Origin of the sequence: Candidatus Methylomicrobium oryzae, from assembly GCF_016745425.1 — a bacterium.
Lineage (GTDB): Bacteria > Pseudomonadota > Gammaproteobacteria > Methylococcales > Methylomonadaceae > Methylomicrobium > Methylomicrobium oryzae.
The window spans coordinates 214,593-228,273 of record NZ_JAERVK010000009.1 but is presented as its reverse complement, the minus strand read 5'-3'; the positions used below and the strand labels follow the sequence as shown (position 1 = coordinate 228,273).

The following is a 13,681-nucleotide window of genomic DNA, read 5'->3' as shown; positions in this document are numbered from 1 at the left end:
CCGTCCGGCAGCCCGGCGATACGCCCGAAAGCCTGATCGACCGGGCCGATGCGGCTCTGTACCGCGCCAAGGCTGCCGGCCGCAATAGGATTGTGGCGCAAGAGGCACCTTAAACAGCTGGCGCCATTGATTGTTGTTTTGGTAGCGTGCCGAAGTCGAGCCGCATCAGATAATTCAGATCGCTCCTTCCTGCTTTTCCGTTTTCAGACGGTCGTCCTTGCCGTGCCAGCAGTAGTTCAGTTTGATGCGCGGCGAATCCATGTCGATCTACCCGACGATAAGGTCCGGCGCTTCCCCTGGCGGGAAAATTGAAGGGGTTACCCTAACCCGAACCCACTTTTTAGAATAGCTGAAAAAGTGGGTCCCTAATAAACCCAAACAAATCCAAAATCTATAGCGCAGAATTTAGAGAAGCCGCCGTGAAGTCGGACAACAGTACCTCAGCTATTAACTGTATTGTCACATTCAAACTGTACATTAGCGCTTTCCAATTATAGTCTCAGGGGAGCGGCCCATGAAAAAACAAAAACCAGTAACACTTTCGGCAGTTGGTATCGGTGCATTCAGTTTTACATTGTCTGTTGCTGTCGTGGCTTCCGCTAATGCGGCCGCTAAAAACCTGGAACCTATCAGTCAAGTACCCGCGACCCCGCAAGAATGGTTCAAAGCCGGCAATCAAGCGGTGCTGGTTAACAAATTCGACTCGCCTACAAAGCGTAAGGCAAAGAACGTCATTTTGTTCGTCGGGGATGGGATGGGGGTATCGACGGTAACTGCCGCGCGAATTTTGGAAGGCCAAACCGGCGGCCGCGACGGCGAATTCAATCGCCTCAGCTTCGAAAAATTTCCCGATTTAGCCCACTCGGTCACTGCCAGCGCCAATCAACAAACATCGGATTCGGCGCCGACCGCCACCGCCATGGTAAGCGGTATTAAAACCAATGACGGCGCCATTTCAGTGGATCAAACCATTGTCCGTACGGAAATCAGCGCGGAAGTTACGGGCGCGAAAAGCGTCAAGACGATTCTGGAACAGGCGGAAGAGCGCGGCATGTCAACAGGAATCGTAACGACGGCACGTCTGACCCATGCGACGCCGGCTGTCAATTACGCGCACATTGCCGACCGCGACTGGGAAGCGGACAGCAATCTTCCTGCAGGCGCTACCGTCAAGGACATCGCCCGCCAGTTGCTCGAATCTCCTTACGGCAATGGCCTGGAAGTGGCACTGGGCGGCGGGCGCAGTTATTTTATGCCGAACACCAAAGCCGACCCGGAATATACGACCCAAAAAGGTCGCCGCGCAGACGGCCGCGATTTGACTTTAGAATGGCTGACGAATTACAACAATTCCGATTATGTCTGGGATCAGGCAGGCTTTGATGCGGTTAATCCCGCAACAACCGATCATTTGCTGGGCCTTTTCGAGCGTTCGCACATGCGCTACGAAGCCGACCGTCAAGACGATGCCGCAGGCGAACCTTCATTGGCCGAGATGACCGACAAGGCTATTAAAATCCTGCAAAAAAACAAAAAGGGCTATTACCTGATGGTCGAAGCGGGTCGAATCGACCACGGCCATCATGCCGGAAACGCTTACCGCGCGCTAACCGACACGATTGCCTTATCGGAGGCCGTAAAAAAAGCCAGGGAACTGACGAGCGACAAAGACACTTTGATTCTGGTCACAGCCGACCACAGCCACGTCTTTACGATCGCCGGTTATCCTTCACGGGGCAATCCGATCCTGGGCAAAACCGCAGTGGATGGGGTGAATGCGCTTGATTCGCTGGGTTTACCGTATACCACTTTATCGTATGCCAATGGCCCTGGCTGGACCGGCGGGTTACAGCGTAAAGAATTCAATCCGGCCAATGAAGGCACTGTCCCGGCAACCTATGAAGGCAGCAAATTGCGCCCCGATTTAACCACGGTCGACACTTCCAGCCCGAACTACCTGCAAGAGTCGATTGTGCCGATGGGGTCGGAAACGCATGCCGGTGAAGATGTGACCATTTATGCCGATGGCCCAAGCAGCTATTTAGTGCGCGGCACTCTGGAGCAAAATGCAATCTATCATGTGCTGGCCCATGCGCTAGGCTGGGTTAAATAAGCGCGTGAATCGGTTCACTCATTAAGTTGTGCCCCAATCAGGAACGCCAGTCGTTCCTGATTTTTTTTTGAAATCACCTGTGAGTCCAAGACTCATGTCGAAAATCATGAAGCAAATTTTAATCCGTCTGATCATTCCTGTATTTACCATAGGGCTATTCGGTTGCAGCCATGTACCTACCAGTCGTACCGCAACCGTAAACATTACCGACCTTTCATCCGCAGCCCTGCCTGCGGTCGCCGCGGAATTCATTACAATGCATGAAACCGAGGTTCCCGAGCATGACCACGGCGAACACGCGCCTCATATGGACAGCGTCACCTGGCGTTTCTGGCGCGATTCCGACCGGATAACGACCGAAAGACCCCAACTTGGAGTGGGAGAGCTCTGGCAGCGGGATGGCCATTCCGTGCTGCATCGCAAGCTGTATCACCATGATCGGCGTGCGATCGAATTTCAGCCCGATGACCTGCGGATGCTGCAAACCGGGCCGTCCTGGCAAAAGCTCTCGCTCTTGTTGGACCAGCAGGTTTTGGAGCAGTTGACCGCCGGCGATATCGAATGGTCGGACGGTTATCCGATCAAGGAATATCAAGGCAAAATTGCGGAATCGGAATGGCATATCGTGATGCGGATGGATTTGGCTTTACCGGTTCTGATTGAAAGGCATCATGAACACGGCGCGGAACGCACCGAACTGTTGCATGCCTATGCGCTAAGCGAAGCCCCCTGGAAGCCGGCTCCGGCCGACAGCTATGATGTGATCGATTTCGCAGACTTGGGCGATAAAGAGTACGACCCTTTTGTAGCGCGTGTACTGTCCCAGATGGGCCATGATCATTCTCATTGATTCTTGTCAAAGCTGTTATGAAACCGATTGTTTTGGGTTTTGAAAAACACTTTGAGAAATGATTCCGTCCTGGCTGAGCGGCTCGCCGGCATGGTCCTATCACTGCTGCATCCATGGGGTGAGCTGATTCGGGTGAACGTTAGATTCAGCCGATGATTGGAGTAAGGTTTTATCGGCTTTCAGCGCAGCCAGGGCCATCTTGACTTTGAACTGCGGTTTAACCTTATCTCGGCTTTAAGCGTTTGGCGCGGCGTTTCTGCAGCCAACGGATCACCCCGGTTGCGAACAATAAAGGGCATATCAGCCCGAAGACGAACACCAGGATGCGGCCGGTCCAGCCGAACGCCTGTCCCGAGTGCAGCGGCCATTGCCATTGTATGAATACATCGCCGCCGCTGCCGTGGGCCGGATCGCGCACCTGAAGAATGGCGCCGTTGGCTTATACTCCATCCGCCAAAACGGTCAAGGATTCCGAATCGCCTCTATTCCTACCCATGAGCCGTAAGGGCAATAGCTGGGATCATAGGGTTTCAGAAAGCTGCTTCTGTACCTTGAAAACCGAGAGGATTAATCAGCCGACCTTTCGGAATCGAAAGGAAGACAAGCGGTCCCTATCGGAATCGATCGAATTGTTTTACAGCCTCGAGATTCATTCCGCTCACGGTTACAGATCCTCTGTGGACCATGAATTACCGCTAAAGGCGGCGTAACCGTGTCTGGAAAAATACTCATACACCGGTCCCTGAATGGATAGAGAGATTAACCATTTCCTACGATTTTATTATCATTTATCCGACGTTTACAGCATGTATCTTATAAATGTAGACTTTTAGCTTTTAACAGAGCATCTTGCAATACCCTCTGGACAAGGGATCCGTAACTGTCAACATTAAATTTAAGAAGAGAACTTGAAAATGAGATTAGTAGCAGTCGTACAACCGACGTATAAAGGCTTGAACAAACGTTTTTCGGCTTATTGCCCGGATATTCCCGGCTGCATGGCCCATGAAGCAACGGCGGAAAAAGCCCTGGAGGCTCTGAGAGCCACGGTCACTCATCAGATACACGCACGGGAAGAGCTGGGACTGGAATCCATCAAAAATTATTGCAAAGTGGAGGTCCTGGAGATCGAACCCCAAAGAAAACCGCAAAACGACGGCTTATTCAGACCTTTAAAAGCCGTGCGGTAGAAGCGGATTCCTCCGCTCACTCTACATGCATTTCAGGCGATTGAGTTTCGCCCTGTCTTTTAACACGGGCGTAACACTTGCGGTTATACCCAAACGGCCAAATTCCACACAGAACGCCCCGAGCAGGTTGGGTTAGCGCAGCGCAGCGTAACCCAACGCTTTCGTGCGTTTTTTGTTGGGTTACGGCTTACGCTAATTCCGCTTAACTTTGCTTTTGGTAGGGTTGTGTTGGGTTTCCGCTATCGCTCCAACCCAACCTACGCGGGCGCCTTATAAAACATGTGTAACGAAGCCTTTGACGGTACGGCCGGGCACCCGGACCGCAAATGCCTAAGGCGGCGGGCGGGGACCGTCGATCTTATAAACGGACAGAAAACCGCCCCAATGGCTCTGGTAAACCAGGCTGACACCCTCGGGCAGCTGTTTCAGCGAATCGACGAAAGGAAGCAGCCGGACCAGCAGCGTATTTTTGGTGTTCGGATCGCGCGTAGACCAGACCCGGTAATAAGTGCCCTCTTTCTGCGCCAGGTAATTGCCGTCTCCGGTCTCGCCGGCCCAGCGCTTGACCCGGGCAATGTCCCCATGCAGGTCGCCGCCGGCGGGAATGTTTTGCGCTTCGAGCTTCAAGGGCGCGCCGCCGTAAGCGCCGAACTCGGCCAGATGCAGCAGCAGATCGTTGTCGACCAGCAGATAAACGGGCTGCGACGGGCCGAAATGCGCGGCGATCTCGGCAATCGCCTTGTCGCTGTCCAGAGTCAGCCAGCGCGCCATCTGCGCCGAACGCCGGCTTTCCTCGTCCGAGGCCAAAGGCAGAGTGTCTTTTAGCGCCTGCCAGACCGGGTTCGAAAAAGTTTTCATGCCGGGCTTCCGCAGCCAGGCTTCCTTGCCGGTTAGAAAGTGCAGACGCTGGCCGTCGTCCCACCAGCTCAGAAATAAGGCCTCATCCGGCGCCTTGCGGGCGATCACCTCGGCCGCGGCCTGCCACACTTCGTAACGCATGCCGGTCGGTGTGGAAGCCAGGGCCTGCGCCTCCTTGGGGAACAGGACGGCGCTCTGCCGGGCACCGTCGCGGTCCGCGTACCGGGCGACCAGCAGGTCGAACAGCGCCTTGCCGTCCTGGCTGAAGGCATGCCGCTCCACCGATTGCGCCGGAAAATGTCCCTGCACCGCGTTAGCGGGTTCCGGAGCGCGGCGGACGGAGAGCGGCGTTTCGCTTTGGCCGCTCTCCGTCTTGGGCCCAACAGATTCGATCCATTGCCGGCAGAGCAGCGCACCGCCCGTTGCCAGCAACGCGACGCTCAATGCCGACAGAAATCCCTTCCGGAGTGTTCGCCGCATCACTTCGCTTCTTCATCCGGCTCGCCGGCGGCGGATTTTTTGCCGATGGGGCCGAAAACCTTATACGCCACGCCCAGGCCCAACGCGATCAACACCAGTCCGGCCAGGTTCAACCCGCTGCCGCCGGCCTCGCTTGCCTGAGCAGGCGCCGCACTGTTCGCACCGGTTTTAGCGGCCTTCGCTTGCGCGGCCGACTCGCGCAGGCGCGTGTTTTCATCCATGATCTCGCTATAGTCCTTCATCAGATTCGACCAGCCTTCGGTATAAGTGAAGCCGCCCGGATTGGCGTGGAAGATGCCTTTGTAGTGCTTGATCACGTCATGCTCCCACATGTCGGCATGGATGCGTTCAATGTGGCTCGGATTGTTGCCCTTGGCCCAGAACAGCTGGAAGAAGCCGCCCGGCGCGTCTTTTTCCGGTGCCGGAGGCGCAGGCCGGTTGGTTTTCTGGCCGACCAGAAGGCCGTCGTCGTAGAGCTGGGTGACGACTTTCTTGGCTTCCTGCTCGACTTGCAGACCTTGAATCGTCCCTTTGTCGGCCGCATCCAGATATGCTTTCGCGAAGCTGGCCGAATGGCACAGGCTGCAGGTATCGACCCAGGCTGTCTTACGATCCTCGAACCAGGAATGGCCGAGATTGTCGGCGATCGCCGGGGTCGGGTTGAAAGCCCAGCGCACTTTGCGCACCAGATTATGCGAATAGTCGCCCCGGTATTCGAAATGGCAGAGCTGGCAGGTCGGCGCGATATAGCCGCCCTTCGCGATCGCGTCTTTCAGCGGCACTTCGAAATTCCACTTGGCCTTGCCCTGCGTCTGATATTGGGTGCCGTGCTTGGACAGCATAAAATTTTCGAATTCGTTGTGGTCTACGCCGTTGTGGCAGGTGGAACAGGCTTCCGGCTGCCGGGCTTCGGCGGCGGAAAAGGAATGCCGGGTATGGCAGCCGTCGCACTTGTTCTGCTGGTAATGGCACATGTCGCAGCCTTGCGCGACCTCGCGCTGAGGCATTGCCGCCCAGATGGTGTTTTCGACGTTCGCTTCCCAGTCGACCGCATGGGAAGGATGGCCCTTGCCCCACTGCTTCTGCGGCCATTCCTGGTTCTTTTCGGATTCCGCTTCGGCGAACTCGCCCACATGGCAGGTGCCGCAGGCGGCGCGGTCCGGCATCACCAGATTCTCCGCATGGTTGACGGTTTCCTTGCCGACGCCGCCGTGGCAATCGATACAGCCGACCTGGTCGAGCCGCTGGCCCTGCTTTAAAAGGCCCTGCCTGGCAAGGTTGGCTTCCACCTCCGCGAGCTTTTGCCTCTTGTAGGCGCGCACATCGCTGTCGGGCAGGATCCGGATCGCGGCCAGGTCGCCGTGCACGCTTTGTTTCCAGGCATGGAACGCGCCCGGCGTAGCCGCTTCATGGCAGCTTACGCAGTCGTTGCGGCCGAATTCGCCCTGCACGGTTTTGGGCGGTTGATAGAAGTCCTTGGGATTCCAGTATTTCTGGATCGGAATCGGCGCCCAATAGGCGCCGTGCGATCCCTTGCCGGGGTGCGAATCGTAATAATTCTTCTTGAGCTGTTCGAAATCCGGCATTTCGGTGCCGGCAACCCCGATGCCGCTGAACCCCACCAGACCGAACAGCACGATACCGATACTCAGCAAATCACGCATTTTGTGTCTCATAATGCCCCCCTCCGGCGGATTTTAGATATTATGATAGCGATTCGATACAAAGTTTAGCGCAACAGGCCCGATATTAAAACAAATTTCGTAGAGGAAAACGGTAATCGTGCCGGATCACACAGGGCGATCGCGCTATATATAAAAACCATCATTCCGGCAGGGATTGCCGGAATCCAGTTTACAGGGAAGTAAAATCTACCCGCAATAAGGGGGGGATTGTTAGCTTAAAAACACCCCCAAACTGCTCTGGAATGCCATCCGTGGCATCTGGATTCCGGCAATCCCTGCCGGAATGACGAGCATTCAGTGCATAGCGCGATCGCCCTGCCGGATCACACTTTCAACCAGTAACCGACCCCCGATTCGGTCAGCAGGTATTGCGGCTGGGCGGGGTCGGCTTCCAGCTTGTGCCGGAGCTGGCTCATGTAAATCCTGAGGTAATGCGCGCTTTCGATGCAATCCGGTCCCCAGACTTCCTTCAAAATCTGCCGGTGCGTCAAGATTTTTCCGGCATGTTTGACCAGCACCGCGAGCAGGCGGTATTGAATCGGCGTCAGATGGATTTCCCGGTCCCCGTTGAATACCCGGCGGTTGATCAGGTCGACCTTCAGATTGCCGGTTGAAAATACGCCGGCCTGCGTCTGTTCGGAGGTTCCCGAGGCATGGCGCAACGCGACACGGATGCGCGCCAAGAGTTCGCCGAGCCCGAACGGCTTGGTCAGGTAATCGTCCGCCCCCGCATCGAGCGCCTCGATTTTTTGTATTTCGGCACTGCGCGCCGACAGGATGAGGATGGGCATTTCGGACCATGCCCGGATTGCTTTCACGACCTCAACACCATCCATGTCCGGCAGTCCGAGATCGAGTATGACCAAATCGGCTTTACGAATTTTCGCTTCGATCACGCCCTGCTTGCCGGTGGCGGCTTCGACCACCTCGAAGCCGTGCGTTTCGAGGGCGGTGCGCAAAAAGCGGCGGATCGGCGGATCGTCCTCGATCACGATGATCTTGAATTTGAGCGTGGTCACGAGGCGGCCCCTTCGTCCTGAAGGACATCCGGCGGCGGCTGGTCGAGCGGCAGCACGAACGCAAAGACCGCGCCGCCGTCCGCCCGGTTATGCGCGCGGATCGAGCCGCCGTGCACGGCAACGATCGCCCGGCAGATCGGAAGGCCCAGGCCGACGCCGCTTTGCGCGGTTTCTTCGCGGACCCGGTAAAACTTTTCGAACAGCCGGTTTTCGAGCCCTTCGGGAATGCCGGGACCGCGGTCGGCCAGGGAAATCTCGACCGAGTCGGCAGACGTTTCGGCGGCGATTTCCAGCGGGCTTCCGGCCGGGGTATAACGCAACGCATTTTCCAACAGATTCGCCAACACCTGCTCGATCATCACCGCATCGCAATAAATCAGCGGAATGCCCGGCGGCAGCGCCACCTTGACTTCGCGTCCGGCCGTCTGCTTGCCGAAACGGGTCAGCACGGTGCCGATGATTTCTTCCACCGGATACCATTCCCTATGCAACCGGATCATGCCGGCGTCGAGCCGCGCCATGTCGAGAATATTGCTGACCAGATTCGACATGCGCCGGGCTTCGTCGTAGATGGCCCGGCTCAACTCTTTTCTATCTTCGGGCTTGAGGCTGCCGTCGTCTTCCGCGAGCGTACTCGCCGAGCCGACGATCGTCGCCAGCGGCGTGCGCAAGTCGTGCGAAATCGAACTCAGCAGCGAGTTGCGCAGTCCCTCCGCTTCGGCTTGCAGCGCGACTTTTTTCGCCTGGTCGGCAAACCGCAGGCGGGTCAGCGCCTGCGCGATCAGCCGTAAAAACGTCGCCAGCAGTTTTTGCTGTTCGGGCAGAAACACCCGGCGCAGATTGACGGGATTCAGCGCCAATACCCCCAGCACGGTGCTGCCGTCGTCGATCGGGAAATAGACGGCCTTTGTGCCCGGCAGGGTCGTAGTGCCCTGCCCGGCCAGCTCGTTGTGATCGAAAACCCACTGCGCGACGCTGAGGTCGGCCTGGCGCAGCGACTCCGGAATGCTTTCTTCCTGCGGATATACGATCCGCCCATGCGCGTCCGGAAACAGGATCAGGTTCTGGCTGCCGAATTCGACGTAAATATGGCGCACCGCGGTACGCACGATTTCGCCCTCGCTTGCCGCCGCGGCCAGATCCTTGCTCATCGCATAGAGCATCGAAGCGCGCCGTTCCCGGTGCGCGGCGACTTTGGCCTGGGAACGGACGTTCGCGGTCAGATTGCTGATCAGCATGGCCACCGCCAGCATCGCGCCCAGCGTGATCAGATATTGGGTATCCGACACCGCAAAGCTGTGGTAAGGGGTCACGAAGAAAAAATCGAACACCAGCACGCCGAGGACCGAGGCAAAGACCGACGGCCCGCGGCCGAAGCGCGAGGCAACCAGGGCCACGCCCAGCAAAAAGACCATCGCCAGATTGGACTGTTCGAAACGCCCGTGCATCAGCTTGGCCAGCACTGCGCTGATCAGGGTCGCACCGGCCGCCCACAGATAACCGAGATAATAACCTTGTTTACGGGCCTTCGAGCGCTGCAGCAAACCCGGCAACACGTCCCTGCGGCGCTCGGCCAGGCGCAGCTCGTCCTCCGCTTCTTCCGGTTTGTGCGGACTACCGAGCAAATAAATATTGATGTTATGGGCTTCCGCGATCAGCGTGTCGACGACCGAGCCCAGCGCAAAGCGCCGCCAGCCGCGGCGGGACGGCTTGCCCATCATGATCTTGGTCACATTCCTTTCGCTCGCCAGCTTCAGGATCGCCTCGCTCATCGCCGGCGAGCTCAGCGTGACCGTTTCCGCCCCGAGCTGCTCGGCGATACGCAATACTTTCAGCACCGCATCGCGTTTTTCGGCCGGCAGCCGCTGCAGCTCGGGCGTTTCGACATACACCACGATCCAGTCGGCGCGCAGGCTGACCGCAAAACGCTTGCCGGCCCGAACCAAACGTTCGGCCAGCGCATACGGGCCGATACACACCAAAATCCGCTCGCTGACCTGCCAGACTTCCCGGATCGCATTGTCTTCGCGGTAATCGAGCATCTGCGCATCGACCCGGTGCGCGGTCTGCCGCAAAGCCAGTTCCCGGAGCGCGATCAGATTGCCTTTGCGGAAGAAATTCCGGATCGCTTCCTGCGCCTGCTGCGGCAGATAGACCTTGCCTTCCTTGAGCCGGAGCAGCAATTCGTCGGGCGGCAGGTCGACCAGTTCGACTTCGTCGGCTGCTTCGAAAACGGTGTCGGGCACCGTTTCCCAGATGCGGATGCCGGCAATCTGGCCGATGTCGTCGTTCAGGCTTTCCAGATGCTGCACGTTCAGCGCGGTATAGACGTCGATGCCGGCATCGAGCAGTTCCTCGATGTCCTGCCAGCGTTTCGGATGGCGCGAGCCGGGCGCATTGGTATGCGCAAGCTCGTCGACCAGAATGATCGAGGGCCGGCGTTTCAGCGCCGCGTCCAGATCGAATTCGCGCAGCACGGTGCCGCGATATTCGATTTGCCGGGGCGGCAAAACCTCCAGGCCTTCCAGCAAGGCCTTGGTTTCGGCGCGTTCATGGGTTTCCACCAGGCCGACGATCACATCCAGGTTCTCCGCCCGCCGTTCGCGCGCGGCCAGCAGCATTGCATAGGTCTTGCCGACGCCGGCCGCCGCGCCGAAAAAGATTTTCAAGCGGCCGCGCCGGGCCTTTGCCTGCTTGCGCGCAACGCGGGCCAGCAGTGCGTCGGGGTTGGGACGTTCGTTAGCCGCCATCTTGAAACCTCGCACACAGATCCTGCCGCGGCCCGGTCAGCCGGAATGCCTCAGCATCGGCTCTTGCCGACTCATGCCGGGCCGACCAATCAATCGTAGCGCAGCCAGCCGGGTTTTTGGCCTGAGGCTGCCGTTGCCCAGCCCCAGGTAAAGCCTCCAGTACGGCCATCACTTGTCGCCTTATCACTGAGCCGGATCTTTTTTGAGTCCGGAATCGCCGCTCAGCTCTTGCTCGTTACGTATGATCTTGCCGTCGGCTAAATCGCACACCACAATCCACTCTGCGCTATCGGGCATCATTATCTGATAATGCACCCGGAAATTTCCATCCGAATGCTGCTCGCGTTGTACTTCAATGACGCCCGGATGCAAAGCCAGCGCCGCGTAGTTGCATGATTCGAGGTAAGCTTTACTGTACGGCAGCACGTAGCGTTCATTGCCGGCGGCACGGACACAGGTTATTGCCAAAAAACCAAGCAGCATCAGCAAAATGTTAATCGTTTTCATCATGTAGCGATTCTCTACCGAATCGCATCCAATGCCCTATTCAAAGCCAGGACATTCGCTTTCGGTTCTCCCAGAAAGCCCCATTGCCGGCCTTCGGTATGCGACCGTACCATTTCCCGCAATTTATCGGGGTCGATACGGCGGGCTTTGGCGATGCGGTTCACCTGATATTCGGCCGCCGCCGGGCTGATGTGGGGGTCCAGCCCGCTGCCGGAAGCCGTAACCAGATCGACCGGCACCGGGGTTTTATTCTCGGGATCGGCCGCCCGCAAAGCCTCGATGCGCGTCTTGACCGCATCCGCCAAAGCGGGATTAATCGGCCCGAGGTTGGAGCCGGAAGAAGCGCCCGCATTATAAGGATAAGGCGCGGTAGCCGACGGCCGTCCCCAGAAATACTTGCCGTTGCTGAACGATTGCCCGATCAATGCCGAACCTACCGCCTTGCCTTGGCTGTCGCGAATCAGGCTGCCGTTGGCTTGCGCGGGAAACAGCGCTTGCGCAAGCCCCGTCACCAGCGCCGGATAAATAACACCGGTCAGCAGGGTCAACATGACCAACATCATCGCTGCCGGTTTGATCACTTTAAACATATTCCGACTCCCATTATTGGATTGAGATGTAGGATGGGTACGGCCGCATGGGCAGCGATTTGCTCCTCGGCAATAGGGCTCCTGGATTGCCTCCCTCCTGCCTCCCTGCAGTCGTCGGCAACCGCTCCCTGCGTTGCCCTATCTCCTGCTTCCCTGCAGTCGTGCAATCGCTGCATTCCCGCCCTCCCTGGCGTTCATGCGGGCGGTACGAGCCCAAGGAAGGGCGAGGTAGATCGCGTCGGGAACACGCGATCGACGCCCCCATGGATGGGGAAGGTAGATCGCGTCGGGAACACGCGATCGAGAGTAACGCATGGAGCAGTTACCGTGAGGCGCCGGCCGAAACCCATCCTTGTATTATAAATCCCGTGTTTATTAAGCCGATTTAAGTTATAAATCTGTAGGTAAACACACCTGAGGGGCGCCTCAGGTTCGGGTAACTGGATGCCGTATCGCACCTTGAAACAGCAAGTTCGCAACGTAGAAATTACAGCAGTTATCCCCCCTCGATCCTAGATCGGACAGTATCTTTGGCCCGGCCTGCCGGCAGCCTGCATTCACAAGGTAGATCAATTTGAGGTTCTCATGACGCATTTTTATCTGGGCATTGATGTCGCTAAAAGCAAGTTGGACTGCGCCTTGCGCCTGCCCAACGGGAAGTTTCGCAGCAAAGTCATCGCCAATTCCGCCGCCGGCTTTACCCAATTGACCGACTGGTTGGCTGCGCAGCAAGCCACCTCTGTTCATGTCTGCATGGAAGCCACCGGCATTTACTGGGAAGCCATTGCCCAGTCTCTGGCGACGGCAGGGATGACGGTCAGTGTCGTCAACCCGGCACAAATCAAAGCCTATGGCGCCTCCCGGCTGACCCGCAGTAAAACCGATGCGGTCGATGCCCGCTTGATCGCCGATTTCTGCGCCGAACGCAAGCCCGAACCTTGGCAGGCGCCGAGTCCGGAGGAAATCACTTTACGTGCGCTGATATTGCGCCTGGAGGCACTGCAAACGATGCGCACCCAGGAAAGCCACCGTCTCGGCGTCGCCCGTGATGCCGTCCAGGATGACATTCAGCAGCACCTCGCTTGGCTCGACAACGCCATGCAACAGCTCGTCAAAACGATTAACGAGCACATCGACCAGCATCCCGATCTCCAGCAAAAACGGGCATTGCTCGACAGCATCCCCGGCATCGGTGAACGTACCAGCGCTATCCTTCTGGCGTTTTATGCCAATACCGACCGCTTTGCCAACAGCCGGCAAGCCGCCGCTTTTGCCGGCCTCGATCCGCGTCACTACGAATCCGGCAGCAGCGTCAAAGGCAAGCCTCGCTTATCGAAGATCGGCCATGCCTTCTTGCGCAAAGCCTTGTACATGCCGGCCATGGTCACGCTGTACAAGACCACCTGGGGCAAGGACTTTAAAGATCGTCTGGCCGGGGCCGGCAAGCCGCCCAAGCTGATCATCGGCGCGATGATGCGTAAGCTCGTCCATGTTGCCTTTGGCGTCTTGAAATCAGGAAAAGTCTTCGATCCTGCGCTTCATTGCGCTTGACTTGGATAACAGTATCTACTAGAAAATGCAGAGGGCCGTAGGGTACGCTGCGCGTACCATTGGATACCCCAAAAGGTACGCACAGCGT

Annotated in this window: 11 protein-coding genes and 1 pseudogene; 5 read left to right on the top strand and 7 right to left on the bottom strand. The window is 57.5% G+C overall.

All coding sequences use genetic code 11. From position 1 onward, the window contains the following. From JJL52_RS21590 to JJL52_RS11985, 3 genes are all read left to right on the top strand, one after another. The coding region (locus tag JJL52_RS21590; protein WP_202052644.1) for a diguanylate cyclase domain-containing protein at window positions 1-113 on the top strand (113 nt) is incomplete at its 5' end. 476 nt (window positions 114-589) lie between these two features. Further along, window positions 590-2,113, top strand: coding sequence for an alkaline phosphatase family protein (locus JJL52_RS11990; RefSeq protein ID WP_336885068.1), 1,524 nt, complete (start codon window positions 590-592; stop codon window positions 2,111-2,113). A 106-nt stretch (window positions 2,114-2,219) separates the two neighbouring features. Further along, a complete protein-coding gene (locus tag JJL52_RS11985) occupies window positions 2,220-2,963 on the top strand; it encodes a hypothetical protein (protein ID WP_202052642.1) in 744 nt (247 codons plus the stop codon). A gap of 223 nt (window positions 2,964-3,186) precedes the next feature. Here JJL52_RS11985 and JJL52_RS11980 read toward each other — a convergent pair. After that, window positions 3,187-3,399: pseudogene (locus tag JJL52_RS11980) on the bottom strand (PepSY domain-containing protein); the annotation flags it as partial. Window positions 3,400-3,877: 478 nt separating this feature from the next. Between JJL52_RS11980 and JJL52_RS11975 the strand changes: the two are divergent. Continuing rightward, window positions 3,878-4,153 (top strand): type II toxin-antitoxin system HicB family antitoxin, encoded by a 276-nt coding sequence (locus JJL52_RS11975; protein WP_202052641.1) that lies wholly within the window; start codon window positions 3,878-3,880, stop codon window positions 4,151-4,153. 330 nt (window positions 4,154-4,483) lie between these two features. Here JJL52_RS11975 and haoB read toward each other — a convergent pair whose 3' ends face one another. The 6 genes from haoB to kdpC form a co-directional block, all read right to left on the bottom strand. Beyond that, complete coding sequence (gene haoB / locus JJL52_RS11970; RefSeq protein ID WP_202052640.1) at window positions 4,484-5,491, bottom strand: hydroxylamine oxidation protein HaoB; 1,008 nt, start codon at window positions 5,489-5,491, stop codon at window positions 4,484-4,486. After that, window positions 5,491-7,167: a multiheme c-type cytochrome gene (locus JJL52_RS11965; RefSeq protein WP_202052639.1), complete on the bottom strand. Its 1,677-nt coding sequence runs from the start codon at window positions 7,165-7,167 to the stop codon at window positions 5,491-5,493. The genes haoB and JJL52_RS11965 overlap by 1 nt, the downstream gene beginning before the upstream one ends. Before the next feature lie 332 nt (window positions 7,168-7,499). Then, window positions 7,500-8,195: a response regulator gene (locus JJL52_RS11960; RefSeq protein ID WP_202052638.1), complete on the bottom strand. Its 696-nt coding sequence runs from the start codon at window positions 8,193-8,195 to the stop codon at window positions 7,500-7,502. Continuing rightward, window positions 8,192-10,945: a DUF4118 domain-containing protein gene (locus JJL52_RS11955; protein WP_202052637.1), complete on the bottom strand. Its 2,754-nt coding sequence runs from the start codon at window positions 10,943-10,945 to the stop codon at window positions 8,192-8,194. Before JJL52_RS11955 ends, JJL52_RS11960 begins: the two co-directional genes overlap by 4 nt. Before the next feature lie 183 nt (window positions 10,946-11,128). Beyond that, the gene (locus tag JJL52_RS11950; protein WP_202052636.1) at window positions 11,129-11,455 is read right to left on the bottom strand and encodes a hypothetical protein; all 327 of its coding nucleotides are present in this window, start codon (window positions 11,453-11,455) and stop codon (window positions 11,129-11,131) included. Between the two features lie 11 nt (window positions 11,456-11,466). Continuing rightward, window positions 11,467-12,042: a potassium-transporting ATPase subunit KdpC gene (kdpC, locus tag JJL52_RS11945; protein WP_202052635.1), complete on the bottom strand. Its 576-nt coding sequence runs from the start codon at window positions 12,040-12,042 to the stop codon at window positions 11,467-11,469. 585 nt (window positions 12,043-12,627) lie between these two features. Between kdpC and JJL52_RS11940 the strand changes: the two genes are divergently transcribed. Continuing rightward, window positions 12,628-13,593, top strand: a complete 966-nt coding sequence (locus JJL52_RS11940) for an IS110 family RNA-guided transposase (RefSeq protein WP_202052634.1) — start codon at window positions 12,628-12,630, stop codon at window positions 13,591-13,593. Window positions 13,594-13,681 lie beyond the last annotated feature (88 nt).

What these genes read in the sequence shown, in the direction of transcription:
- JJL52_RS11985 (WP_202052642.1), top strand. Translation starts at nt 2,220, where the DNA reads ATGAAGCAAATTTTAATCCGTCTGATCATTCCTGTATTTACCATAGGG.
- JJL52_RS11975 (WP_202052641.1), top strand. Translation starts at nt 3,878, where the DNA reads ATGAGATTAGTAGCAGTCGTACAACCGACGTATAAAGGCTTGAACAAA.
- JJL52_RS11940 (WP_202052634.1), top strand. Translation starts at nt 12,628, where the DNA reads ATGACGCATTTTTATCTGGGCATTGATGTCGCTAAAAGCAAGTTGGAC.
- JJL52_RS11965 (WP_202052639.1), bottom strand. Translation starts at nt 7,167, where the DNA reads ATGAGACACAAAATGCGTGATTTGCTGAGTATCGGTATCGTGCTGTTC.
- JJL52_RS11955 (WP_202052637.1), bottom strand. Translation starts at nt 10,945, where the DNA reads ATGGCGGCTAACGAACGTCCCAACCCCGACGCACTGCTGGCCCGCGTT.
- kdpC (WP_202052635.1), bottom strand. Translation starts at nt 12,042, where the DNA reads ATGTTTAAAGTGATCAAACCGGCAGCGATGATGTTGGTCATGTTGACC.
- haoB (WP_202052640.1), bottom strand. Translation starts at nt 5,491, where the DNA reads ATGCGGCGAACACTCCGGAAGGGATTTCTGTCGGCATTGAGCGTCGCG.
- JJL52_RS11950 (WP_202052636.1), bottom strand. Translation starts at nt 11,455, where the DNA reads ATGATGAAAACGATTAACATTTTGCTGATGCTGCTTGGTTTTTTGGCA.